Here is a 22,768-nt window from a genome sequence, read left to right as displayed (position 1 = left end):
ACCGCCGCGGCCATCGGCCCGGCCTAGACTCCGGACCATGGAGACGGCGCGGCGCATCCTGCTCGTCGAGGACGACGCCACGGTCGCCGAGGTGGTGGTGGCCTACCTGCGCCGCGCCGGGCACACCGTCGAGCACGCCGCCGACGGCGAGAGCGGGCTGCGGGCGTTCGCCGCGCGCCGTCCCGACCTGGTGGTGCTCGACCTCATGCTGCCCGGCGTCGACGGCCGCGAGGTGATCCGGCGGATCCGGGCGGCCGGCGCGGTCCCGGTGATCATGCTGACCGCGCTCGGCGCCGAGCACGACCGCGTCCACGGCCTGGAGCTGGGCGCCGACGACTACGTCGCGAAGCCGTTCAGCCCGCGCGAGCTGGTGCTGCGGGTCCGTTCTGTGCTGCGGCGGGGGAGCGGCGACGGCGCGGGGCACGAGCCGCTGCGCGACGGCGACCTCGAGCTGGACCCGCGGGCCCGCCGGGTGACGCGCGGCGGCGTCGAGGTGCGGCTCACCGTCCGCGAGTTCGACCTGCTCGCCCACCTGCTCGTCCATGCCGGCCAGGCGTTCACCCGGGCCGAGCTGCTGCGCGACGTCTGGGGGTGGGAGGTCGGCGACCAGTCGACGGTGACGGTGCACGTGCGGCACCTGCGCGAGAAGCTCGAGGACCGCCCCGACCAGCCGCGCCGCCTGGTCACCGTCTGGGGCGTCGGATACCGGTGGGAGCGGTCGCCGTGAGGGACGTGCTGGTGGTCGCGGCAATCGCCGCCGCCTACGGCGGGCTGGTGGGCGCCGCGGGGCTGGCGCTGCTGCCGGCGCTGCGGCGGCGGCCGGCCCGCACCGGCGTCGCGGTCGCGGTGCTGGTCGGGCCGGTCGCGATCGTGGTCGCGGTGGTCGGCGCCGGCGCGGCGATGTTCGTGTCCGGCTACGACGTCATGGTCGTGGTCGTCGCGGCGCTGGTCGCGGCCGTCGTCGGGCTGGCGATGGCGACGGTGCTGGCCCGGCGGCTGGTGGCCGGCAGTGCCGAGCTGACCGAGGCGGTGCGCCGGTTCGGCCGCGGCGGCGCGTTCGTCCGTCCGGCCGTCCCCGCGAGCACGGAGCTGGGCGCCCTGGCCGGTGAGCTGGACGCGGCGCTGACGGCGCTCGCGGAGTCGCGGCGGCGGGAGCGGGAGCTGGAGGCGGCCCGCCGCGACCTCGTCGCCTGGGTGTCGCACGACCTTCGCTCGCCGCTGGCCGGGCTGAAGGCCATGGCCGAGGCGCTCGAGGACGGCGTCGCGGCCGACCCGGACCGCTACCACCGCCAGCTGCGCGAGCAGACCGACCGCGTCACCCGGCTGGTCGACGACCTGTTCGAGCTGGCCCGGCTGGAGTCCGGCCAGGCGGCGCCCGCGTACGGGCCGGTGCCGCTGCCCGACGTCGTCAGCGACGCGCTCGCGGGGGCGACGGCGCTGGCGGCCGGCCGCGGCGTGACGGTGACCGGCGCGGTCCGCTCGGTGCCGCCGCCGGTTCACGGAGATGTCCGCGGGCTGGCCCGCGTGGTCGGTAACCTGCTGACGAACGCGGTCCAGCACACGCCGCCGGGCGGCGCGGTCGCCGTCGAGGTGTCGGCGGCCGGCGGCGCGGCGGTGCTGAGCGTCCGCGACGGCTGCGGCGGCATCCCGGACGGCGAACTCGCCCGGGTGTTCGACGTCGGCTGGCGAGGGTCCGCCGCCCGTACCCCGGGCGACGGCGGCGCCGGGCTCGGGCTGGCGATCGTCCGCGGCCTGGTCGAGGCGCACGGCGGCACCGTCACGGCGGCGAACACGGCGGACGGCTGCCGGTTCGAGGTCCGGTTGCCGGCCGGCTGACCACAATCCGGCCGTTCCGGTTGACATAGTCGCCGCCCGGTCTGAGAATTCGAACCGACCGTTGCGCCTGTTGAAATAGGTGACGAGTGGACGAGGGTCGGCTGGCCGGGCGGGTGGCGCTGGTGACGGGCGCCTCCCGCGGCATCGGCGCGGCGGTGGCCCGGGCGTTCGCCGCCGAGGGCGCGTCCGTCGCGCTCGGGTACGAACCGCGTCCCGACATGGCCGTCCTGGCCGAGGACCTCGCGACCGAGCTGCGCACGGCAGGCACCAAGGCCGTCGCGCTGTCCGCCGACCTCGCCGACCCGGACGCCGTCGAGGAGCTGGTCGACGGAGCCCGCGCGCACCTCGGCCCGCTGGACGTCGTCGTCGCGAACGCCGCGCTGTCGGCGCAGTCGTCGTGGCGCGACATCAGCGTCGCCGACTGGGACCGCGTCTTCGCCGTCAACCTGCGCGGCAGCTGGCTGCTCGCCCGGGCCGCCTACCCCGACCTCGTTGCCGGCGGGCGCGGCTCGATCATCACCGTCAGCAGCGTCATGGCCCGCACAGGGCAGGCCGGCGCGCTGCACTACACCGCCAGCAAGGCCGGCATCATCGGGCTGACCCGGGCGCTGGCCCGCGAGTCCGGCCCCGACGGCGTCCGCGTCAACGCCGTCATGCCCGGCGCCATCCGCACCGAGCACGAAGAGGCCCTCGAACCCGACCCCGACGCGGTGTTCGAGCAGATCACCGCCGTCCAGGCGCTGAAGCGCCGTGGCTCGGCCGACGACCTCGCCGGCGCCTTCGTCTACCTCGCGAGCGACGAGAGCGCGTTCGTCACCGGCCAGGTCCTCACCGTCGACGGCGGCTGGGTGTTCGGCTGACGTCCCGCTACTCGTCGGTGAAGATGTCCTCGATCGTCAGGCTCAACAGCTTGGCGAGACGGAACGCGACCGGAAGGCTCGGGTCGAACTTCCCCGTCTCGATCGCGTTGATCGACTGTCGCGACACGCCGATGCGTTGAGCCAGGTCGGCTTGCGTCCAAGAGCGTTCGGCTCGGAGTTCCGCGATGCGGTTCTTCATCGGTACCTGAGTCGGCCGATGACAAAAGAGATCACGTAGACGACTCCCAGCATCGCGGGGAAGAGCGCGAGGTCGAGGTCGCGGGTGACGAGGCCGGCGGCGTCGGCGACGGCGTAAGCGAAGCCGACGACCCAGCCCACGCCGAGGGTCACCGCCAGCGCATCCTGCATGATCTTGCGCTGGAGGTCGTCGAGTGCTCTGAGGAAGCGCGCGAAGGTGACGATCCAGGTGATGCCGACGAGAACGTTGACCGCGACCGCGGCCCAGCTCGCCGCCGGCCGCTCGTCCCACACGACCTCGGGGCCGAACCTGGCCGCTGCAAGGGTCGCCGCCCAGGCGAGGGTCCAGAGCACGAGCTGAGCGCTTGCCCTGTTCGACTCTCGATAGCTTGCGGTCTCGTTGTGTGCTTGCACGGGCCCGTCTCCCTCCGTCGTCGAGTCAAGTAGACTTGACCCGCCCTCATCGTGTCAAGCACACTTGACTCTTTCAAGCCACCGCCGCGGCGAAAGGCACCAACCTCGTGTTCATCTGGCACCTGCCGTCGGGCGCGCTCGCTCGGGCGACCTTGTCAGTCCTGGTCGATAGTGTGGACGTATGTTCGATCGAGGTGCGATGCATGAGCTGACCGGTCTGGTGGACCGGCTGGCCGCGCTGCCCTCGGCGGTGGTCGATGATGCCGAGCGCATCGACGTCATCGCGGCGCTGGAGAAGCTGAAGGCCGCCGCGGGCGCGGCCCAGGCGCAGATCATCACGCAGTTCGCCGCCTCACAGGAGGCCGCGAACACGGCCACGGGCGTGCCGGCCCGGCACGCCGCTCGCGGCGTTCCCGAACAGGTCGGGCTGGCACGCCGGGTCTCCCCGGCAGCAGCAGCCCGCCAGGTCACCCAGGCACGGGCGCTGATCGAACAACTGCCCGCCACCTTCACTCTGTGGCAGCGCGGCGAGATCTCCGAACACGTGGCCACCATCGTGGCGACCGAGACCTCCCACCTCGCCGCAGACGACCGGCAACTGGTCGACAAGCAGCTCGCCGGGCTGCTACCCACGCTCAGCCCGAAACGAGCTCATGCGGCCGCGCGACGGCTGGCGATCGAGGCCGACCCTCGCGCCGCGGTGCAGCGGGCCGGCCGGGCCCGCGAGGACCGCCTGGTGAGCATCCGGCCGGCACCGGACACCATGGCGGTGCTGTCCGCGCTGCTGCCGTGCGAGCAGGGCGTGGCCGCCTACGCGGCGCTGCGCCGCCACGCCGACACGCTCGTCGGCGCCGGCGACGGACGCAGCCGCGACCAGATCATGGCCGACACCCTGGTCGAACGCCTCACCGGCCAGGCCACGGCCGACGCCGTCTCCGCCGAGATCGGCCTGGTGATGACCGACGCCGCCCTGCTCGCCGGCGACGACACCGCGGCCGATCTCGACGACTACGGACCTGTCCCTGCCGAACTGGCGCGCACCATTGCCCGCGGGTGCGACACGGAACAGGCGCGAGTCTTCGTACGCCGCCTGTTCACCGACCCCGCCGCCGGCATCGTCACCGGCTGCGACCCGCGGCGGCGCCGGTTCGACGGTTCCCTGGCCAAGCTCCTCGTCTACCGCGACCGGACCTGCCGCGACCCGTTCTGCGATGCACCGATCCGCCATCTCGACCACATCCGCCCCCACGCCGCGGGCGGGGCGACAACGCCGACCAATGGGCGCGGCGTGTGCGAACGCGGCAACTACGTCCGACATATGCCCGGCTGGTCCATCCACCTCATCGACCCCCGCCGGCATGTCGTCGAAACCACCACGCCCACCGGCCACCGATACCGATCGACACCGCCACACGGCTAGCCTGGGCGCTCGTGTTCACCCGTGACGAGCGCACCGCGCTGCGCGACGCCCTGGTCGCGGCCGCCCGGGCCGACGATCGTATCGACGGCGCCGCGCTCACCGGGTCCGCGGCGCGTGATGCCGAGGACGGCTGGTCCGACATCCACCTCGCGGCACGGCGCCGTGGCGCACCTCGACGTCCCGCGCGGCGGCACCATCTACCGGGTGTTTCTGCTGGCCAGCACGTTGCAGGTGGACATCGCGTTCGCCCCGGCCGCTGAGTTCGGCGCCATCGCCCGACGTTCCGGCTGCTGTTCGGAACTGCGCGCGACGTGCCGGCCGCCGCTCCGCCGGAGGCCGGCGGGCTGGTCGGGATGGGCTGGCTGTACGCGCTGCACGCCCGGTCCAGCATCGAGCGCGGCCACGGCTGGCAGGCGCTGTACATGATCGACGGGCTGCGCGACCAGGTGGTCGCGCTCGCCTGTCTGCGTCACGACCTCCTCGCCCACCAGGCCCGCGGCGTCGACGGCCTGCCTGTGTCGGCGACGGATCCGCTGCTCGGCTCGCTGGTCGGCGCCCTCGACGACGACAGCCTGCGCCGCGCCTTCGCCGTCGCGACCGAGGCCCTGCTCACCGAGGCCGCCCACGTCGATCCCGACCTGGCCGAGCGGCTGGCCGGCCCGCTGCGCGCGATGACCGGCGGTCCCGGCTAGACGCCGGCGAGGAAGGCCAGGAGTGCCGGGTCGGCCGAGGTGAACCGGTCGACCTCTTCGCCTCCGTCGCAGCGGCAGAGGGCGACGGTGACGCCGGTGGTCGTGCGGGCGACGACGCGCCATTCGCCGCCCGCGTCCTCCCAGCGCGTCACCACGCCGACCGGGTCGTCGCTCATGCCGACAGCCTAGATGACCTATTCCAAGGGGTCAGTGGTCGTATGCGAGAAGGGATCGTTTGATCGGTTGGCCGGTGCGGTCGTTGTGCCAGATCGCCGCGGTCAGTGCCAGGACGCGTTGCGCGACGCGGACCCAGACCCCGGTCGGGGTGTGCCCGCCGTGTCGTTCCAGGTCCAGTTGGCCCTTGAACGTGTCGTTGATCGACTCGATGACCTGCCGCAACGGTTTGAAGAAGCGGACTCCGGCGCGTGGGCGTTCGCCCTTGCGGGCCGGGCGCAGCAGGTCCAGGCCGGCCTCGGCAAGCGCTGCTTCGAACTGGCGGCCGTAGTAGTTCTTGTCCGCGATCACGACCTGCCCGACGCGGGCGGTGCTCAGGTCGGGATCGGCGCCGAGCATGCCCAGCAGGGTCTGGCGTTCGTCGGCCTTCGCGCCGGTCAGGGCGAACCCGACCGGCAGCCCGTGCAGCGTGCACAGCAGGTGCAGCCGCAGTCCCCAGAAGAACCTGGAATGGGAGGCGCAGTAGCCGTACTCTGCCCACCCGGCCAGGTCCGAACGCTGCACCGTCTCCTTCGACCGGCCGCATTCGACCGGGGTGGAATCGACCACCCAGACGTCATCGGTCCACAAGCTGGTGTCGCGGGCCAGCGCCCCGACCAGCCAGCCGATCGTGTCGGCCAGCCGCCGCAGCCGCTTGTTGTAGCCGGGCTGCTGCGGCAAACACGGGAACAAATGCCGCAGGTGAGCGCGCGCATGACGCAGCCAGCGCGCTTCGGAGGTGAAGCCCAGCAGCGCCTGCATCACCGCCAACGTGACCAGCTCAGCGTCGCTGATCTTCGGTTCGATCCCCACCCGCGGCCGCCACGGCAACCGGTGCGGAGATTCGATCAACAGGTCATCGACCGTCACGTACAGTGCAGTCGCGAGGGTGTCCAGGTCTGTCTTCACAAACCGATCTTGGACACCCTCGCCCATGCCACTGCCTCACGACACGCACCCGACCCCTTGGAATAGGTCATCTAGGCGCGGTCCCGCTCGAACAGGGTGATCAGGACGCCCTCGCCGACGGTGCGCGACTCGGTGAGCCGCCAGCGAGTCCGGTCGGTGGTCTCGCCGAACAGCCGGCGGCCGTAGCCGAGCAGCACCGGGTAGGTCATGAGGTGCAGCCCGTCGACGAGGTCGTGCTCGAGCAGTTCCTGCGCCAGTCGGATGCTGCCGGCGACCTGCAGCTCGCCGTCGACCTCGGCCTTGAGCTTCGCCACCTCGGTGGCGACGTCGCCGCGCACTACCTGCGTGTTGTTCCACGTCGGGTCGGTGAGCGTGCTGGAGACGACGTACTTGCGCATGCGGTTCAGCTTGTCGGCCAGGACGCCCTCCTCGCTCGGCCAGGCGGAGGCGAAGCCGTCGTACGTCACCCGGCCGAGCAGCAGCGCCTCGCCCGCGAGCGCCTCGTCGGTCTTGAACTGCTCGCCCTCGTCGCCGCTGTCGAAGTCGAAGCTCCAGTTCTGGTACTTGAAGTCCTCGCCGCCGGGCGCCTGCACGACCCCGTCGAGGCTGATGAACTCGGTGACCACGATGCGACCCATGATCAGGCCCCCTGCACGAACTCGCGCAGCACCGGCGCGAGCACGTCGGCGGAGGTGGCGTGGTTCTCGCCCGGCACCGGCTTGAACGTCGCCGTCGGCAGCAGCTCGGCCAGTGCGCGCGGGCCGGGGATCAGCGCCGGCCAGGTGTCGAGACCGTGCATGACCAGCACGGGGACGTCGATCGACGCCCAGCGGTCGGCCGGCAGCGGGTTGCCCGACATCGTGGTGCCCATGATCCGGCCGTCGTAGGCGATGGTGGGCGCGATGCCCAGCATGACCGGCCAGAAGTCGCTCTGGTGCAGCCCCTCGACGTCCTCGGGGGAGGCGCCGGCGGCCGCCGTCATGAACAGGTCGACGGCGTCGCCCGGGCGCCCGGCCGCGTTGGCGGCGTCGAGGCGCTCGACGTAGTCCGACGGTAGCGGCGGGCGGATGTCGTCGACGACGAACGGCGGCTCGAACACCGCGAGGTGGCTGACCGGCAGGCCCGCCGCGACGGCGTCGAGCGCCAGCACGCCGCCGGAGGACCAGCCGAACAGGACGGCCGGGCCGCCGCCGGCGTGGTCGATCAGCGCGGCGAGGTCCTCGATCTCGCGCTCGATCGCGTACGGCGCGGTGTCGGTGCTGTTGCCGCGGCCGCGGCGGTCGTAGGCGTAGGTGGTGAACTCGTCGGCCAGCAGCCGGCCGGTCTCGGCGTTCAGCGGGTTGATCGCGGGGTAGGCGGTGGCGCCGTCGATCATGATCAGCGGCCGGCCGGTGCCGTAGGTGTCGAACGCGATGGTGGTGCCGTCTTTGGAGGTGATCGTGCTCATCTCGTGCTCCCCGATCTCGGTGATGGCTTGGAACTAGACGGTACAGTACTCGCACAAGTACGGAACTGTCTAGTACTCTGTTCGCGGGAGTGAGGAGCAAGCATGGTTCTGGACGACGTGGAGGAAGGGCGGACGGCGCGCAAGCGGCGGGCCATCCTCGAGGCGGCCACCGAGGTGTTCCTCCAGCACGGCTACATCGGCGCCAGCATGGACGAGGTGGCCGCCAAGGCCGCGGTCTCGAAGCAGACCGTCTACAAGCAGTTCGCCGACAAGGAGCACCTGTTCGCCGAGATCATCGTCGGCCGCACCGGCGCGCTCGGCGACCGGCTCGCCGCGGTCTACGCGACGCTCGACGACGCCACCGACGTACGCACGGCGCTGCGCGACGTCGGCGGGCAGCTGCTGCAGAGCCTCAGCCGGCCCGACGTGCTGCAGCTGCGCCGGCTGGTCATCGCCGAGGCGGATCGTTTCCCGGACGTCTCCGGCACCTGGTGGGAGCGGGCCTTCCACCCGTCGCTCGTGCTGCTGGGCGAGGCGCTGCAGCGGATGGCCGGCCGCGGTCTGCTGCGCGACCTGGACGACCCGACGCTGGCCGCCTACCACCTCGCCGGCCTCGTCATGTACAAGCCGATGAACCGGATGATGTTCGCCGGCACCGCCGCCGTGTCGCCGCCGGACGAGCTGGAGTACCTCGCCGACCGCGCGGCCGACGTCTTCCTCGCCGCCTACGGACGGTGACGCCCCGGCTGATCGTGCTCAACGGCCCGCCCGCGGTCGGCAAGTCGACGCTGGCCGCGCGCTACGCCGCCGAGCACCCGCTGACCCTGAACCTCGACGTCGACCGGATCCGCGACCTCGTCGGCGGCTGGCGCGAGAACCCGGGCGCGGCGGGGCTGCTGGCACGGGCGGTCGCCCTCGCGGCGGCGCGGACGCACCTGCCGGCGGGTCACGACGTCGTCGTGCCGCAACTGGTGGCCAGGCCGGAGTTCCTGGAGCAGCTGGAAGCGGTCGCGGACGAGACCGGGGCGGCGTTCCACGAGCTGGTGCTGATGGACGAGAAGGCGGCCGTCCTGCGCCGGTTCGCCGACCGCGCCCGGACGACCGCCGACGCGCCGCAGGCGGGGCCTGGCGAGGTGGTCGCGCTCTACGACCGCCTGACCGCGCTGCTGCCGCACCGCCCGCACGCCATCGTCGTCCCGGCGCCCGAGGGCGCCGTCGACGAGACCTACCGCAGGTTGCTCGCCGTCACCGCACCCGGAGGTCGGCCTGCGCACGCGAGGCCGCCACGATGACGTTCTGACGCTCGCGGCGGGTGAACCGGCCGCCTGCCACTCCGACGCGACCTGCTCGACGTGGGCGACGAACTCGCCGTGGCCACCGAACGGCGCGGCCGCCCAGACCTTGTCGAGGAAGCTGTCGCCGTCGAGCTTGAGGTGCGGGTAGAACGAGAACTGCCGCCAGTCCCGCGCCCGGTTGAGCGCCGGCAGCACGAGCGGGCCGTTGCTCGGTGCGCAGGCTGAACGGCATCGAGATGTCGACGCGGTCGCCCGGCGCCCACGTCCGGTCCAGTGTCAGGTACGTCCCCGGCTCGGCCGCGGCGTCGACGGCGGCGCCGTTCAACGTCACCGTTGAGCCGCGCGTTGCCCAGAACGGCACCCGCAGGTGGACGGCGAGCGGGCCGCTGCTGGTGGGTGCGTGCGTCGTCGCCGCTGCCGGGCGCGGCACCGGCACTGCCGGGGGCCATGGTGCCGACGGGAGCGGAGCGGAACGCCACAAGGCCCGAACCGCACGGCCGAGGGGGGCTCGGCCGGCGGATCGGGCCTCGTGTCCGGGGGGACCCGACGCCGGCGGGCGTGTCGTCACCGCCGACGCTGGTTTCAGCCTGCTGCCGCCGGCTAAATCCCCGGTAAGCCGCGCGTGAGAGCCTTCTCACCTTGCAACGGCACGCTCAGCCCTTCCGGCCGGCCCATTCGCGCCGGATGTGGCCGATGTGCGTGCGCATCAGCTCCTGCAGCTGCTCCGCCTCGCCGGCCTCGATGAGGTCGCACATCCGCTGGTGTTCGCGGGCGCTGGCGACCAGCTGACCGGACGAGGCGAGCGACGAGAGGCCGTAGAGGCGGGTCTGGGCGCGCAGTTCCTCGACGATGCGGACGAGGCGCTGGTTGCCGCTGGCCGAGAGCAACCGCACGTGGAACTCGCGGTCGGCGCCGATGTAACTGATCAAGTCGCTCTCGGCGGCGGCGTCGACGATGGCCGAGGCGAGGTTGCGCAGGTGGGACAGCTCCTGCGCGGAGATCGACGTGACGGCCTGGGCCGCGATGGGCGGCTCGAGCAGCTCGCGGATCTGGGTGATCTGGTCGAGGTCGGTCTCCGACATGTCGGTGACCTTGAAGCCCTTGTTGCGGACGACCTCGACCAGGCCCTGCTTGACGAGATCGAGCATCGCCTCGCGCACGGGGGTGGCGGAGATGCCGAAGCGCTCGGCGAGTCCGGGGGCGGAGTACAGCTCCCCGGGCTTCATCTCGCCGGACACGATGGCGCCACGCAATGCGTCGGCGACCTCTTCTCTGACGCTCATCCGCCGTGCGAAGGACGGCAGCGCCAACTGCCGTAGTTCAGCCATTTGTGGTCCCTCCGGTGTTGCACGGCGGCCGAACGTCACGGCGACGTCGCGTTCGTGCGAGATATCCCACCTCTTCAACCCTAAAGGAGAAAGCCCTCGGGAAAGGGATCCGTCGGGTCGAGGAAGTACTGTGCCGTTCCAGTCAGCCAAGCGCGTCCGGTGACTGTAGGTATCACCGCGGGAAGGTTTCCGACGGTCGACTCGCCGACGAGGCGGCCCACGAATCGGCTGCCGATCAACGACTCGTTGACGAAGTCGGTGTCGAGCGGGAGTTCGCCACGGGTGAAGAGCTGGGCCATGCGCGCCGACGTGCCGGTGCCGCAGGGTGAGCGGTCGAACCAGCCGGGGTGGATCGCCATGGCGTGCCGCGACCGGCGGGCGTCCGAGCCGGGGTCCACCAGCTGGACGTGGTGGCAGACGTTGATCTCCGGGTTCTCCGGGTGGACCGGCGCGTCGTGCTCGTTGACGGCGTCCATGATGGCCAGCCCGGCCGCGAGCAGCTGGTCCTTCTGGGCGACGTCGACACGCAGGCCGAGCTGGCCGGCGTCGACGATGGCGTAGAAATTGCCGCCGTAGGCGAGGTCGTAGGTGACGGTGCCCCAGCCGGGGACGTCGGCCTTCGCGTCGAGGCGGTCGGTGTAGGCGGGAACGTTGCGGATGGTGACGGACTCGGCGGCGCCGTCGCGGACGGCAACCTCGCAGACCACCAGGCCGGCCGGGGTGTCCAGCCGGATCGTGGTGACGGGCTCGCTCACCTCGACCATGCCGGTCTCGACCAGCACGGTGGCGACGCCGATGGTGCCGTGCCCGCACATCGGCAGGCAGCCGGACACCTCGATGTAGACGACCCCCCAGTCGGCGTCGGGCCGGATGGGGGGCTGGAGAATGGCGCCGCTCATGGCGGAGTGCCCGCGCGGCTCGAACATCAGCAGCCGGCGCAGGTGGTCGGAGTGCGCGATGAACCATTGGCGCCGCTCCTCCATGGTGGCGCCGGGGAAGGTGCCGACGCCACCGGTGACGACGCGCGTCGGCATGCCCTCGGTGTGGGACTCCACGGTGTGGAAGATCCGGTTGGACCGCATCGGCGAACTCCCTCGGCCGTCAGGAGTACTTCTCGGCGGCCTTGGCGGTCAGCTCGCGCACGGACGCCGCGTCGGCCGCCAGCATAGGCTGGCGCGGCGGCCGGACCGGTCCGCCGTTGCGGCCGATGACGTCCATCGACAGCTTGATGGCCTGGATGAACTCGGTGTTGAAGTCCCAGCGCAGCAGCGCGTGCAGGTCGCGGTACAGCGGCAGCGCGGTGTCGAGGTCGTGCGCCAGCACCGCGTGGTAGAGCTGGGCGCAGGCCTGCGGGAAGACGCTCGGGTAGCCGCTGATCCAGCCCTTGGCGCCGGCCAGGCCGACCTCGACGACGGAGTCGTCGGTGCCGATGAGGATGTCGAGGTCCGGCGCCAGCTCCCTGATCTGGTACGAGCGGCGGGACTCGCCGGTGAACTCCTTCACGCCGACGATGAGGCCCTCGTTGTACAGCTCGGCCAGCAGCGCCGGCTTCAGGTCGATCTTGGTGTCGATGGGGTTGTTGTAGGCCGACACCGGGATGCCGACCTTGGCGATCTCGCGGAAGTGCTCGATGACCGAGCGGTCGTCGCCGCGGTACGCGTTCGGCGGGAGCGCCATGACGACCGGCGCGCCGGCCTCGGCGGCCTGCTCGGCCCAGCCGCGCGCCTCGCGGGAGCCGTAGGCGCCGACGCCGGGCATGACCGTGAAGCCCTCGGGGGCGTTCTCGATGGCGACCTTCACCATGGTGGACCGCTCTTCGGGGGTCAGCACCTGGTACTCGCCGAGCGAGCCGTTCGGGCAGACGCCGTCGATGCCGTTGTCTGCGAGCCAGCGCACGTGCTCGGCGTACCGGTCGTAGTCGACCGACAGGTCGTCACGGAAGAACGTCGGGGTGGCAACCAGAACGCCGTGCCACGGCTTTTCACGACCGTTCATGTGAGGCTCCATTTCTATACTATATAACATTTCACTCAAGTGTGGAGAACGGGGACGATCGGGGCCAGGCGTCGAAACTACGTGCGCAGAATGCCGTCCACTCGTCGCGGAATACCGGGATTCGCGTCGCGCAGTTCCTCCGGCAGGACGTGTTCGGGGGCGTTCTGGTAGGCGATCGGGCGCAGCCACCGGCGGATGGACGTCGGCCCGACGGAGGTGTGCGTGCTGAGGGTGGCCGACGGGTACGGCCCGCCGTGCTGCATGGCCCACGTCACGGCGACGCCGGTCGGGAAGCCGCCGAACAGCAGCCGGCCGGCCCGCTGCCGCAGCGTCGCGTGCAGCCGATCGACGAGCTCGGTCTCGTCGTCGGCGGCGTGCACGGTGGCGGTCAGCTGGCCCTCGAGGCGGTCCAGCGCGGCGAGCAGCTCGTCGGTGTCGCGGTACTCGATGACCAGCGCGGCCGGGCCGAAGGTCTCTTCGAGCAGGTCGTCGGAGAGGTCGGCGGCGCTGACGGCGAGCAGCACCGGGCGGCCGAGCGCGGGGTCGTCGCCCCGGCCGTCACCGAGCGTGCGCAGCCGGGCGTCGGCGCGCCGCCGCTCGGTCTCGCGCTGGAAGGCGTCGCGGATGGAGTCGTTGAGCATGCGGCCGGCCGGGACCTCGGCGAGCTTCGCGCCCAGCGCGGCCCGCAGCTCGTCGCCGCCGGCGCCCGCGGGCGCGAACAGCAGCCCCGGCTTGGTGCAGAACTGGCCGACGCCCATGGTGATGGAGCCGACGTAGCCGGCGGCGAACTCCTGGGCCCGGCCGGCCGCCACCTCGGGCGTCACGACCAGCGGGTTCAGGCTGCCGAGCTCGCCGTAGAACGGGATCGGCCGCGGCCGCGCCGCGGCGAGGTCGGCCAGCGCCCGGCCGCCGCGGGTCGAGCCGGTGAAGCCGACAGCGCGCACGTCGGGGTGCTGGACCAGCGCGGCGCCGGCCTCGAGGCCCTCGATCAGGCCGAGCGTGCCCTCGGGCAGCTTCGCCTCGGCCAGCCCGGCCCGCATGGCGGCGAACGTGCGCCGGCTGGTCTCGGGGTGCGACGGGTGCGCCTTGACGACGACCGGGCAGCCGGCCGCCAGTGCTGACGCGGTGTCGCCGCCGGGCACGCTGAACGCGAGCGGGAAGTTGCTGGCGCCGAAGACGCCGACGACGCCGACCGGCACGAGCATGCGGCGCAGGTCGGGCTTCGGGCCCATCGGGGTGTCGCCGGCGTGGTCGACGGTGGCCTCGACGTACGAGCCCTCGCGCAGCACCTCGCCGAACAGCCGCAGCTGGTACGTGGTGCGGGTCAGCTCGCCGTTCAGCCGGGTGGCGCCCAGCCCGGTCTCGGTGTCGGCGGTGGAGACGATGGCGTCGCGGTCGTCCTCGAGCGCGGCGGCGACGGCCTCGAGGGCGTCGGCCCGGCCGGCGCGGCCGGCCTGCTCGAACGGCACGGCGGCCTCGGCCGCCGCGCCGACGGCGTGATCGACGTCAGACATGCATGAGCCTTCCCAGGTCGGTGCAGGTGGGGCAGCGGCGAACGGCCCGCCGAGTGCTTCCCGCAGAATATCTTAGTGACATGTGAAATGTCACTGTTGTCCTCGGCGGGTGGTCTCGCCCGCCAACCGGCCGAGCGAGATCGGAGCGGCGACCGGACGTTCGCTCACCCCTCTCAGGTCGGGCGCCGTACCGGTGGCCGACGCGGTGAGGCAGGCGGTGGCGTAACCACACACCCGTCCCTGACACCATCCCATGCCGGCCCGGCTCAGCAGCTTCGCGGTCCGCGCGTCGGTCGCGCCGAGCTCTCCGACCGCGGCCCGCACCTCGCCCGCGGTCACCTCCTCGCACCGGCAGAGCAGTGTGTCGTCGGCCAGCCAGCTCTGCCAGCCGTCGCGCACCGGGTGGACGGCGTGCATCGCCGCCGCGAACCGGCGCAGCGCCCGGCGGCGGCGTCGCAGCCGGGCCGGCACCTGCTCGGCACCTGCGGCCGCCGCCCCGGCGATCTCGCCCTCGACGACCGACAGCGGCGCCCCGCCCACCCCGCAGGCCTCGCCCGCGACGTACACGCCGGGCACCGACGTCCGCTGGTGCTCGTCGACCTCGGCGACGAGCGAGCCGTCGGCGGCGGCCCGGGTGGCGACCCCCAGCGCCAGCGGCAGCTCCAGCTGCGGCGTGAACCCCCAGCCGACCGCGACGGCGTCGCACTCGACGATCCGCTCCGACCCGGGCACGACGCGCCAGTCGTGGTCCAGTTTCGCGACGGTGACCGTCTCGACGACGTCGTCGCCGTGCGCGGCGACGATCGCCCGGCGGGCGTGGAACGGCACCCGGTGCCGGGCCAGGGCGGCGGCGTACCCGGCGCCCTCGGTGAGCTTGGCCGCCACCCGCGTGACCGCGCCGGCGTGCCGGGCCCAGCCGGTCGGCCGGTTCGCCTCGAACACACCCGCGACCCGGGCGCCGCGCGCGGCCAGCCCGGCCGCGACCGGCAGCAGAAACGGCCCGGTGCCGCCGACGACGACGCGCCGGCCCACGAGTACCTCGTTGCCCTTGAGCAGGGCCTGGGCGCCCCCGGCGGTGTACACGCCCGGCAGGTCCCAGCCGCGGAACGGGACCTGCCGGTCGTACGCGCCGGGGGCGAGCACCAGACTCCGCGCGGCGACTTCCGTCTCGGTGTCGCCAGCGACGGCGAGGACGGTGAACCCTTCGGCCGCGGAGCCGGTCACCGTCCACACGTGGTGGCCGAAGTACCTGGCCGCGCCGGCCGCGGCGGCGACCAGGGCACGGAACGTGCCGAGGTCGTGGTGGAGGTCGGCGACCGCGCCCAGGTCGCCGGGCCGGTGCCGCCAGTACTGGCCGCCCGGCTGCGGTCCGGCGTCGATCAGCGCGACCCGCGCCCCGCCGGCCAGCGCCGCGGCGGCCGCGGCCAGCCCGGCCGGGCCGGCGCCCACGACGGCGACGTCATACGGCGAGGTGGCCACGGCCGTCTCCCTCCTGCGTCCGCACGACCAGCGTCTCGGCCGCCGGGACCAGGCAGGCGCGCTGGCCGGGGACGTCGTCGACGACCACCAGGCAGTCGAAGCACACGCCGATGCCACAGAAGATGCCGCGCGGACGGCCCTCGCGCCGCGTCGTCCGCCACGACCGCACCCCGGCCGCGATCAGCGCCGCGCCGACGGTCTGACCGTCGGTGAACGCGACCGCGCGCCCGTCGAACTCGAAGGTGGCGCTCATGCGAACCGCTCCGGCCGGAACGGCGTCACGTCGAGCGAGGGCGTGTCGCCGACGATGAGCTGGGCGATCAGGTGCCCGGTGGCGGCGGCGAGGCCGATGCCGGCGCCTTCGTGCCCGCATGCGTGGAACAGGCCGGGCGCGCGTGGGTCGGCCCCGATGACCGGCAGGTGGTCGGGGCAGTACGGGCGGAAGCCGCGGTAGGCGCGGATGACCTGCACGCCGGCCAGGACGGGGAACAGCGCGACCGCCTGCGCGGCCAGCGCTCGCAGCACCCGGACCGACAGCGTGCGGTCGTAGCCGACCCGCTCGCGGCTGGCGCCGATGAGGATCGTCCCGGACTCGGTGCCCTCGACGACGGGCGAGGTCTGCAGGTCGGCGTCGTCGCTGGCGACGTCGGCGACGTACTCGGCCGCGTAGACCTTGTGCCGGACCAGCCGCGGCAGTGGCTCGGTGACCAGGATGAAGCCGCGGCGGGGCAGCACCGGCACGTCGACGCCGGCCATGGACGCGACCTCGCCGCCCCAGGTGCCGGCCGCGTTGACCACGGCGCCGGCGGGCAGGTCGCCGCCGGCCGTCTGGACCCCGGTCACGCGGTCGCCGGAGCGCAGGAACCCGGTGACCTCGACGCCGGTGCGCACCTGCGCGCCCTTGGCCCGCGCCGCCCGCAGCAGCCGGGCGGCCGCCAGCATCGGCTGGACCTGCGCGTCGCCGGGGTACAGCACGCCGCCGGCCAGCGACGGCGTCAGGTGCGGCTCGTGCTCGGCCAGCTCGCCGGCCGGCACGACGACGGACTCGACGCCGGCCGCGGCCTGGTCGGCGGCCAGCGCCACCAGCGCGTCGAACCCGCCCTGCGTCGACGCGACCACCAGGCCGCCCTTGGCGTCGTACTCGAACCCGCCGACCTCGAACGCCAGCTCCTGCCAGAGCCCGGAGGAGAGCCGGGCGAGGTCCAGCTCGGCGCCCGGCGGCTTGTCCGAGACCAGGATGTTGCCCTCGCCGGCGCCGGTGGTGCCACCGGCCACGGAGCCGCGGTCGACCACGGTGACCGACCGCCCCGACCGGGCGGCGTACCAGGCGGTGGCGGCGCCGACGACGCCGGCGCCCACCACCACGACGTCCGTGGCGTCAGTGGGCACCTGGCGGACCTCCGGGGGTCTCGCCCGCGGGGACCAGGTCGACGTCCTCCGGCTTCACCTCGTGCGGGGTGATCTTCCCGGCCAGGATGTCCTCGGCGTAGTGGCAGGCCACCTTGTGCCCGGTGACCCCCACCACCGGCAGCTCGCGCAGCGCCGGGCGCTCGGTGTCGCATCTCGTGGCCTGCTTCCACGGGCACCGGGTGTGGAACCGGCACCCGGCCGGCGGGTTGGCCGGCGACGGCAGATCGCCCTGCAGCAGGATCCGGCCGCGCGTCTCCTCGACGTTCGGGTCGGGTACCGGCACCGCGCTCATCAGCGCCCGCGTGTACGGGTGCAGCGGCCGGCGGTAGAGGTCGGCGGCGGGCGCCTGCTCGACGATGCCGCCGAGGTACATGACGGCGACCGTCTTGCTGATGTGCCGGACGACGGCGAGATCGTGCGCGATGACCATGTAGGTCAGCGAGAACCGCTCCTGCAGCTCCTTGAGCAGGTTGATCACCTGTGCCTGGATCGACACGTCCAGCGCGGACACCGGCTCGTCGGCGATGATCAGCGCCGGGTTGAGGGCCAGCGCCCGGGCGATGCCGATGCGCTGGCGCTGCCCGCCGGAGAACTCGTGCGGGTACCGGCGCACCACCGCCTCCGACAGGCCGACGACGTCGAGCAGCTCGCGGATGCGCTTGGCGTGCCCGGCCGATCCGCCGGGGAACTTGTGCGCCCGCAGCGGCTCGGTCAGCAGCGACTCCACGCTCTGCCGCGGGTCGAGGCTGGCCATCGGGTCCTGGAAGACCATCTGGAACTGGCGGCGGACGGCGCGCATCCTCCGCTCGCCGAGCGACAGGATGTCCTGGCCGTCGAGCCTCACCGAGCCCTTGGTCGGCTCGATCAGCCGCATCACCGCGCGGCCGAGCGTCGTCTTGCCGCAGCCGGACTCGCCGACCAGCCCGAACGTCGTGCCGGCCTCGATGTCGAGGTCGACGCCGTCGACGGCCTTGACGGCGCCGACGGTGCGCTGGAACAGCGTCCCGGCCTTGATGGGGAAGTGGACCTCGAGGTCGCGGACTTCGAGCAGGCTCACCGGGCCACGTTCCCTTCGTGCAGGACCACGTCGTCGCCGATCGGCCGCAGGCAGCGGACCGGATGCGGCACGATCGGCGTGCCGAGCTCGGCCACCGGCGGCGGGCCGGTGAGGCACTCGGCCACGGCCCGTTCGCAGCGCGGCTGGAAGGCACACCCACGGTCCCACGGGACGGTGTCGCGCGCGGAACCGGGGATGGTGTGCAGCAGGTCGGCCGGATCGTCGTCGTCGATGCGCGGGATCGACTGCAGCAGGCCGTCGGTGTAAGGGTGCGACGGCCGGCCGAACAGCTCCTTCGTCGCCGCCGACTCCACGATGCGGCCGGAGTACATGACGTGGACGTCGTCGCACAGCCCGGCGACGACGCCGAGGTCGTGCGTGATCATGACCATCCCGCAGCCGCTCTCGGCCACCAACGTGCGCAGCAGGTCGAGGATCTGCGCCTGGATGGTGACGTCGAGCGCCGTCGTCGGCTCGTCGGCGATCAGCAGCTTCGGCCGGCAGGCGATCGCGATGGCGATCATCACCCGCTGGCGCATGCCGCCGGAGAGCTGGTGCGGGTACTCGCCGAGGCGGCGGACCGGGTCGGGGATGCCGACCCGGCGCAGCAGCTGCTCGGACTCCGCCTTCGCCTCGCCCTTGCTCAGCCCGGCGTGCCGGGTGAGCACCTCGGTGAGCTGCCGGCCGACGGTGACCACCGGGTTCAGCGACGTCATCGGGTCCTGGAAGATCATCGCGACGTCACGCCCGCGGACGTCGCGCAGCGCGCGCTGGTCCATCGACGTCAGCTCGTTGCCGTCCAGCGTGACGGTGCCGCTGACCTGCACGCCGCGCGAGGGCAGCAGGCCCATGACGGCCAGCGACGTCACCGACTTGCCGGACCCGGACTCGCCGACGATGCCGAGGGACTGGCCCGCGGCGACGTCGAACGTGACGCCGTCGACGGCGCGCACCGGCGGCTGGCCGGACCGGGTGAACGTGACCGAGAGGTCGCGCACTTCGAGCAGGCTCATGCGGTCACCGCCGGAACTTCGGGTCGAGGGCCTCGCGCAGCGACTCGCCCACCAGGGTGAAGCCGAGCGCGGCGAGGACGATGGCCAGGCCGGGGTAGATCGCCAGCATGGGCGCCGACGTCAGCGTCTCCTGCGCGTCGGTGAGCATGCGGCCCCACTCGGGCGCCGACGGGTCACTGCCGGACAGGCCGAGGAAGGCCAGGCCGGCCGCCTCGACGATGGCCAGCGCCAGCGTCAGCGTGCCCTGCACGATGACCGGGGTGAACGAGTTCGGCAGCACGTGCCGGAAGACGATCGCCGAGCGCGAGATGCCCAGCGACCGTGCCGCCAGCACGTAGTCGGCGCCGCGCTGACCGAGCATCTCACCGCGCAGCAGCCGGGCGAAGATCGGCACGTTCACGACCGCGATGGCGATCATCACCGAGGTGAGGCTCTGGCCGAGCATGGCCGCGATGGCGATGGCGAACAGCAGGCCGGGCACCGACAGCATGATGTCGACGAACCGCATGACGAGGGTGTCGACCCAGCCGCCGAACGCCCCGGCGAGCACGCCGAGCGCGATGCCGGCGGCGGCGCCCAGCGCCAGCGCCACGACGCCGATCAGCAGCGACTGCCGCGCGCCGTAGATGATCCGCGAGTAGACGTCGCGGCCGAGCGGGTCGATGCCCAGCCAGTGCTCGGCCGAGGGGCCGGGGTACTGGCCGGGGCGGACCTGGTCCAGCCAGGAGTTGTCCGTGGGCGAGTACGGCGCGATCAGCGGCGCGAAGATCGCGACCAGCACGAAGACGGCGATGAGCGCCATGCCCACGACCGCCATCGGGTTGCGCACCAGCCGGCGCAGGGCCTCGCGGCCCTGGCTGCGCGGCTGCCGGGCCGGCACGGACTCCGGCGCTACCTCAGTGGCACTCATGTGACCCTCACCCGCGGATCGAGCAACCCGTACACGAGGTCGACGATCATGTTGATGACGACGTAGACGACGGCGATGACCAGGATGAACCCCTGAATGGTCGGGAAGTCGCGCTGCACGATGCCGTCGGCCATGAACTTGCCGACGCCCGAGAACGCGAACACGGTCTCGGTGAGCACCGCGCCGGCCAGCAGGACGCCGAGCTGGAGGCCGATGACGGTCGTGACCGGCAGCATCGCGTTCTTCAACACGTGCCGCCGGGTGATGGTGCCCGGCAGCAGGCCCTTGGCCTCGGCCGTGCGCACGTAGTCCTCGTTCACGACGTTGAGGACGGACGCCCGGGTGATGCGGACGATCACCGCGAGCGGGATGGACGCCAGCGCCAGCGCCGGCAGGATCAGGTGCTGGATCGCGTCCCAGCTGGCGTCCAGGTTGCCGGTGACGAGGCCGTCGAGCACGTAGAACCCGGTCGGATGCTCCGCCCGGGCCCGCGGGTCGGCCCGGCCGGCCGTGGGCAGCCAGCCGAGCTCGACCGCGAAGGCGTACTTGAGCAGGTAGGCGAGGAAGAAGATCGGGATCGTCACGCCCAGCAGCGATCCCGTGACCGCGAGGCTGTCGACCCAGGTGCCGTAGCGCCGGGCGGCCAGGTACCCGAGCGGGATCCCCACGCTGACGGCGATCAGCAACGCCGCGAGGGCCAGTTCGATGGTGGCCGGGAACCGGCGCACCATCTCGTCGATGACCGGCTGCCCGGTCTGCAGCGACGCGCCGAAATCGAGCCGGACGGCCCGCCCCAGGAACTGCAGGTACTGCTCCCAGAGCGGGCGGTCCAGGCCCAGCTGCGATTCGATCGCCGCGACGGCCTCCGGCGTGGCCCGTTCCCCCAACAGCGCTTGAGCCGGACCGCCGGGCAGGGCTCGGACCCACGCGAACAGCAGGACCGACAGACCCAGCAGGATCGGGACAAGTAGGAGGAGTCGCCGGACGATGAACCTCAGCACGTGTCGATCAGCCCTCGATGTCGATGAGGTCGAAGTCCTCCAGGCTGACCGGTGACGGCGTGTAGCCGGTGACGCCGGCGGCGAGCGCGATCAGCGGCTGGTTGTGGACGAACGGAACGCCGGGGATGTAGTCGTAGATCAGCTGGTTGACCTCCTGGTACATCGCCTCCCGCTCGGCCTGGTCGGTGATGCTCAGCGCCTCGTTCAGCATGCCCTGGATGGTCGGGTCGGCGAAGCCGAACTCCGGCCGGTCCTGGCGGAAGAACGTGCCGACGAAGTTGTCCGGGTCGGCGTAGTCGCCGGTCCAGCCGAGCAGATGCAGCTGCCCGAGGCCGTCGCCCTGGATGTTCTGCAGGTAGTCCGGCGTCCACGGCACCGTCTTCGGGACGATGGTGAAGCCGACCTCCTGCAGGTCCGCGGCGAACGACTCGTACACGGCCTGCGGGTCCGGCATGTACGGCCGGGACACGTCGGCGGGGTACCAGAACTCCAGCGTCAGGTTCGTCTCGCCGGACTCGGCGATCAGCTGACGGGCGAGGTCGGGGTCGTACTCGTAGCCCTCGATGCCGTCGTTGTAGCCCCACTGGTCCGGCGGGAGGAACTGGTTGGCGACGACGGCACCCTCGGGGTACGCCGCGTCGAGCAGGCCCTGCCGGTTCAGCGCGTGCGCGATGGCCTGGCGGATCTTCTCGTTCTGGAAGATCGGCAGCTTGTTGTTGAAGCCGACGTAGCCGACGTTGAAGGCCGGCCGCTCGACGACCTGGTCGCCGTTGCTCTCGATGGCGCCGATGTCGGCGGCGTTGACGCCCTCGTAGGCGTCGATCTCGCCGGCCTGCAGCGCCTGGAGCCGGGCAGTCGGGTCGGGGATCGGCCGGAAGATGATCTCGTCCAGCGCCGGCGCGTCACCCCAGTAGTCGTCGTTGCGCTCGAGCGTCAGACTCTCGCCGCGCTCCCAGCTGACGAACTTGAACGGGCCGGTGCCGGCGACGACCTCGCTGCCGAACCCACCGGTGAAGGTGAAGGAGTCGCCGGACATCTCGATGTCGGTGCCGCCCTCCTCGATCGCCTTCGGGCTGGCGATGGAGAACGGCGGCAGCACCAGGCCGGCCAGCAGCGCCGACGACGGCTCGGCGAGGGTCAGCGTGGCGGTGAACTCGTCGGTCGCCGCGCAGGACTGGTACCGGCTGGTGTCGGGCGCGGACTCGACCTCCTTGGTGGCGAAGCCGCCGAACACCGTCTGCCAGTAGTAGGTGATGTCACCGTTCTGCGCCGGGCCGGTGAAGTTGTACCAGCGGTCGAAGTTGAAGCAGACCGCCTCGGCGTTGAACGGCTCACCGTCGTGGAACGTCACGCCCTCGCGCAGGTGGAACGTGTAGGTCAGGCCGTCGTCGCTGACCTCCCACTCCTCGGCCAGGCCCGGAACGACCTCGGTGGTCCCCGGCTCGAGCGCCACCAGGGTCTCGTAGACCTGGTAGATGACGCGCAGCGACTCGCCGTCGGACACGTAGGCCGCGTCCAGGCTCCTGGGCTCCTCGGACGCGCCGAAGATGAAGGTCTTCGGGTCGCCGCCGTCGTCGCTGCCGGTGTCACCCGAGCCAGAGTCGTCGCCACCACAGGCTGCGGCCAGCAACCCCACGGCGGCGGTGAGGGCGAGCAGTCGCCCTGCCTTGCGGTGCACACGCATTGGTCCTCCTTGGTTCGACATGCGACAAAGCCGAGGGGGCGGCCAGAGCACACATTTACCACTACGCCGGACTCAGTGCGATGTGCTATTGCA

The 22,768-nt window shown here is 72.4% G+C and carries 27 protein-coding genes; 8 read left to right on the top strand and 19 right to left on the bottom strand.

Annotation, left to right across the window (positions count from 1 at the left end; all coding sequences use genetic code 11):
• Window positions 1-37 precede the first annotated feature (37 nt).
• From BLV05_RS32830 to BLV05_RS32820, 3 genes are all read left to right on the top strand, one after another.
• Window positions 38-727, top strand: a complete 690-nt coding sequence (locus tag BLV05_RS32830; protein WP_046772759.1) for a response regulator transcription factor — start codon at window positions 38-40, stop codon at window positions 725-727.
• The gene (locus BLV05_RS32825) at window positions 724-1,836 is read left to right on the top strand and encodes a sensor histidine kinase (RefSeq protein WP_046772774.1); all 1,113 of its coding nucleotides are present in this window, start codon (window positions 724-726) and stop codon (window positions 1,834-1,836) included. The genes BLV05_RS32830 and BLV05_RS32825 overlap by 4 nt, the downstream gene beginning before the upstream one ends.
• A gap of 86 nt (window positions 1,837-1,922) precedes the next feature.
• Window positions 1,923-2,696 (top strand): SDR family NAD(P)-dependent oxidoreductase, encoded by a 774-nt coding sequence (locus tag BLV05_RS32820; protein ID WP_046772760.1) that lies wholly within the window; start codon window positions 1,923-1,925, stop codon window positions 2,694-2,696.
• Window positions 2,697-2,703: 7 nt separating this feature from the next.
• Here the strand turns inward: BLV05_RS32820 and BLV05_RS32815 are convergent, their stop codons facing one another.
• Entirely contained in the window at window positions 2,704-2,895 is a 192-nt protein-coding gene (locus BLV05_RS32815; RefSeq protein ID WP_046772761.1) for a helix-turn-helix transcriptional regulator, read from the bottom strand.
• A complete protein-coding gene (locus tag BLV05_RS32810) occupies window positions 2,892-3,188 on the bottom strand; it encodes a hypothetical protein (protein WP_157524370.1) in 297 nt (98 codons plus the stop codon). Before BLV05_RS32810 ends, BLV05_RS32815 begins: the two co-directional genes overlap by 4 nt.
• 319 nt (window positions 3,189-3,507) lie before the next feature.
• Here BLV05_RS32810 and BLV05_RS32805 point away from each other — a divergent pair, with 319 nt between their 5' ends.
• The 3 genes from BLV05_RS32805 to BLV05_RS37365 are packed head-to-tail and all read left to right on the top strand — an operon-like array spanning window position 3,508 to window position 5,420.
• A complete protein-coding gene (locus BLV05_RS32805; protein ID WP_063932658.1) occupies window positions 3,508-4,728 on the top strand; it encodes an HNH endonuclease signature motif containing protein in 1,221 nt (406 codons plus the stop codon).
• A gap of 11 nt (window positions 4,729-4,739) precedes the next feature.
• Window positions 4,740-4,988, top strand: a complete 249-nt coding sequence (locus BLV05_RS37370; protein WP_197683445.1) for a hypothetical protein — start codon at window positions 4,740-4,742, stop codon at window positions 4,986-4,988.
• Between the two features lie 51 nt (window positions 4,989-5,039).
• The gene (locus BLV05_RS37365) at window positions 5,040-5,420 is read left to right on the top strand and encodes a hypothetical protein (protein WP_197683444.1); all 381 of its coding nucleotides are present in this window, start codon (window positions 5,040-5,042) and stop codon (window positions 5,418-5,420) included.
• Here the strand turns inward: BLV05_RS37365 and BLV05_RS32795 are convergent.
• From BLV05_RS32795 to BLV05_RS32780, 4 genes are all read right to left on the bottom strand, one after another.
• Window positions 5,417-5,596 (bottom strand): hypothetical protein, encoded by a 180-nt coding sequence (locus BLV05_RS32795; RefSeq protein ID WP_046772763.1) that lies wholly within the window; start codon window positions 5,594-5,596, stop codon window positions 5,417-5,419. The two genes, BLV05_RS37365 and BLV05_RS32795, sit on opposite strands and share 4 nt — an antisense overlap.
• A gap of 31 nt (window positions 5,597-5,627) precedes the next feature.
• Complete coding sequence (locus tag BLV05_RS32790) at window positions 5,628-6,542, bottom strand: IS982 family transposase (protein WP_157524382.1); 915 nt, start codon at window positions 6,540-6,542, stop codon at window positions 5,628-5,630.
• 71 nt (window positions 6,543-6,613) lie between these two features.
• Window positions 6,614-7,180 (bottom strand): dihydrofolate reductase family protein, encoded by a 567-nt coding sequence (locus BLV05_RS32785; RefSeq protein WP_046771135.1) that lies wholly within the window; start codon window positions 7,178-7,180, stop codon window positions 6,614-6,616.
• Between the two features lie 2 nt (window positions 7,181-7,182).
• Window positions 7,183-7,989, bottom strand: coding sequence for an alpha/beta fold hydrolase (locus tag BLV05_RS32780; protein ID WP_046771134.1), 807 nt, complete (start codon window positions 7,987-7,989; stop codon window positions 7,183-7,185).
• A gap of 102 nt (window positions 7,990-8,091) precedes the next feature.
• Here BLV05_RS32780 and BLV05_RS32775 point away from each other — a divergent pair, with 102 nt between their 5' ends.
• Window positions 8,092-8,727, top strand: coding sequence for a TetR/AcrR family transcriptional regulator (locus BLV05_RS32775; protein WP_052762868.1), 636 nt, complete (start codon window positions 8,092-8,094; stop codon window positions 8,725-8,727).
• Window positions 8,724-9,281: an AAA family ATPase gene (locus BLV05_RS32770; protein WP_046771133.1), complete on the top strand. Its 558-nt coding sequence runs from the start codon at window positions 8,724-8,726 to the stop codon at window positions 9,279-9,281. Before BLV05_RS32775 ends, BLV05_RS32770 begins: the two co-directional genes overlap by 4 nt.
• Here the strand turns inward: BLV05_RS32770 and BLV05_RS38920 are convergent.
• The 13 genes from BLV05_RS38920 to BLV05_RS32705 form a co-directional block, all read right to left on the bottom strand.
• On the bottom strand, window positions 9,235-9,714 hold the full coding sequence (locus BLV05_RS38920) for a beta-L-arabinofuranosidase domain-containing protein (protein ID WP_160312792.1): 480 nt from the start codon (window positions 9,712-9,714) through the stop codon (window positions 9,235-9,237). The two genes, BLV05_RS32770 and BLV05_RS38920, sit on opposite strands and share 47 nt — an antisense overlap.
• A 223-nt stretch (window positions 9,715-9,937) precedes the next feature.
• Window positions 9,938-10,612, bottom strand: a complete 675-nt coding sequence (locus tag BLV05_RS32760; protein WP_046771132.1) for a GntR family transcriptional regulator — start codon at window positions 10,610-10,612, stop codon at window positions 9,938-9,940.
• Window positions 10,613-10,692: 80 nt separating this feature from the next.
• Entirely contained in the window at window positions 10,693-11,694 is a 1,002-nt protein-coding gene (locus BLV05_RS32755; RefSeq protein ID WP_046771131.1) for a proline racemase family protein, read from the bottom strand.
• Between the two features lie 19 nt (window positions 11,695-11,713).
• Window positions 11,714-12,607, bottom strand: a complete 894-nt coding sequence (locus tag BLV05_RS32750) for a dihydrodipicolinate synthase family protein (protein WP_046771130.1) — start codon at window positions 12,605-12,607, stop codon at window positions 11,714-11,716.
• A gap of 77 nt (window positions 12,608-12,684) precedes the next feature.
• Window positions 12,685-14,121: an aldehyde dehydrogenase (NADP(+)) gene (locus BLV05_RS32745; protein ID WP_082155598.1), complete on the bottom strand. Its 1,437-nt coding sequence runs from the start codon at window positions 14,119-14,121 to the stop codon at window positions 12,685-12,687.
• A gap of 90 nt (window positions 14,122-14,211) precedes the next feature.
• Window positions 14,212-15,600 carry an NAD(P)/FAD-dependent oxidoreductase gene (locus BLV05_RS32740; protein WP_046771128.1) on the bottom strand — a complete coding sequence of 463 codons (1,389 nt, stop codon included), beginning with the start codon at window positions 15,598-15,600 and terminating at the stop codon, window positions 14,212-14,214.
• Window positions 15,581-15,853, bottom strand: coding sequence for a (2Fe-2S)-binding protein (locus BLV05_RS32735; RefSeq protein WP_046771127.1), 273 nt, complete (start codon window positions 15,851-15,853; stop codon window positions 15,581-15,583). The genes BLV05_RS32740 and BLV05_RS32735 overlap by 20 nt, the downstream gene beginning before the upstream one ends.
• Window positions 15,850-16,989: an NAD(P)/FAD-dependent oxidoreductase gene (locus BLV05_RS32730; protein ID WP_046771126.1), complete on the bottom strand. Its 1,140-nt coding sequence runs from the start codon at window positions 16,987-16,989 to the stop codon at window positions 15,850-15,852. The genes BLV05_RS32735 and BLV05_RS32730 overlap by 4 nt, the downstream gene beginning before the upstream one ends.
• Window positions 16,979-18,067, bottom strand: coding sequence for an ABC transporter ATP-binding protein (locus BLV05_RS32725; protein ID WP_046771125.1), 1,089 nt, complete (start codon window positions 18,065-18,067; stop codon window positions 16,979-16,981). Before BLV05_RS32725 ends, BLV05_RS32730 begins: the two co-directional genes overlap by 11 nt.
• Window positions 18,064-19,080, bottom strand: a complete 1,017-nt coding sequence (locus BLV05_RS32720) for an ABC transporter ATP-binding protein (protein ID WP_046771124.1) — start codon at window positions 19,078-19,080, stop codon at window positions 18,064-18,066. Before BLV05_RS32720 ends, BLV05_RS32725 begins: the two co-directional genes overlap by 4 nt.
• Window positions 19,081-19,084: 4 nt before the next feature.
• On the bottom strand, window positions 19,085-19,990 hold the full coding sequence (locus BLV05_RS32715) for an ABC transporter permease (RefSeq protein WP_046771123.1): 906 nt from the start codon (window positions 19,988-19,990) through the stop codon (window positions 19,085-19,087).
• A complete protein-coding gene (locus BLV05_RS32710) occupies window positions 19,987-20,991 on the bottom strand; it encodes an ABC transporter permease (protein WP_046771122.1) in 1,005 nt (334 codons plus the stop codon). The genes BLV05_RS32715 and BLV05_RS32710 overlap by 4 nt, the downstream gene beginning before the upstream one ends.
• Before the next feature lie 7 nt (window positions 20,992-20,998).
• Complete coding sequence (locus BLV05_RS32705; protein ID WP_052762867.1) at window positions 20,999-22,675, bottom strand: ABC transporter substrate-binding protein; 1,677 nt, start codon at window positions 22,673-22,675, stop codon at window positions 20,999-21,001.
• Between the last annotated feature and the right edge of the window lie 93 nt (window positions 22,676-22,768).

The sequence above is a fragment of the Jiangella alkaliphila genome, assembly GCF_900105925.1.
Taxonomy (GTDB): domain Bacteria; phylum Actinomycetota; class Actinomycetes; order Jiangellales; family Jiangellaceae; genus Jiangella; species Jiangella alkaliphila.
This window is presented reverse-complemented; position numbering and strand designations above follow the sequence as displayed.

Excerpts from the sequence above, each read along its gene's own strand:
- BLV05_RS32830 (WP_046772759.1), top strand. The coding sequence starts at position 38 with ATGGAGACGGCGCGGCGCATCCTGCTCGTCGAGGACGACGCCACGGTC.
- BLV05_RS32815 (WP_046772761.1), bottom strand. The coding sequence starts at position 2,895 with ATGAAGAACCGCATCGCGGAACTCCGAGCCGAACGCTCTTGGACGCAA.
- BLV05_RS32805 (WP_063932658.1), top strand. The coding sequence starts at position 3,508 with ATGCATGAGCTGACCGGTCTGGTGGACCGGCTGGCCGCGCTGCCCTCG.
- BLV05_RS32795 (WP_046772763.1), bottom strand. The coding sequence starts at position 5,596 with ATGAGCGACGACCCGGTCGGCGTGGTGACGCGCTGGGAGGACGCGGGC.
- BLV05_RS32785 (WP_046771135.1), bottom strand. The coding sequence starts at position 7,180 with ATGGGTCGCATCGTGGTCACCGAGTTCATCAGCCTCGACGGGGTCGTG.
- BLV05_RS32780 (WP_046771134.1), bottom strand. The coding sequence starts at position 7,989 with ATGAGCACGATCACCTCCAAAGACGGCACCACCATCGCGTTCGACACC.
- BLV05_RS32775 (WP_052762868.1), top strand. The coding sequence starts at position 8,092 with ATGGTTCTGGACGACGTGGAGGAAGGGCGGACGGCGCGCAAGCGGCGG.
- BLV05_RS32760 (WP_046771132.1), bottom strand. The coding sequence starts at position 10,612 with ATGGCTGAACTACGGCAGTTGGCGCTGCCGTCCTTCGCACGGCGGATG.
- BLV05_RS32755 (WP_046771131.1), bottom strand. The coding sequence starts at position 11,694 with ATGCGGTCCAACCGGATCTTCCACACCGTGGAGTCCCACACCGAGGGC.
- BLV05_RS32750 (WP_046771130.1), bottom strand. The coding sequence starts at position 12,607 with ATGAACGGTCGTGAAAAGCCGTGGCACGGCGTTCTGGTTGCCACCCCG.
- BLV05_RS32745 (WP_082155598.1), bottom strand. The coding sequence starts at position 14,121 with ATGTCTGACGTCGATCACGCCGTCGGCGCGGCGGCCGAGGCCGCCGTG.
- BLV05_RS32735 (WP_046771127.1), bottom strand. The coding sequence starts at position 15,853 with ATGAGCGCCACCTTCGAGTTCGACGGGCGCGCGGTCGCGTTCACCGAC.
- BLV05_RS32720 (WP_046771124.1), bottom strand. The coding sequence starts at position 19,080 with ATGAGCCTGCTCGAAGTGCGCGACCTCTCGGTCACGTTCACCCGGTCC.
- BLV05_RS32715 (WP_046771123.1), bottom strand. The coding sequence starts at position 19,990 with ATGAGTGCCACTGAGGTAGCGCCGGAGTCCGTGCCGGCCCGGCAGCCG.
- BLV05_RS32705 (WP_052762867.1), bottom strand. The coding sequence starts at position 22,675 with ATGCGTGTGCACCGCAAGGCAGGGCGACTGCTCGCCCTCACCGCCGCC.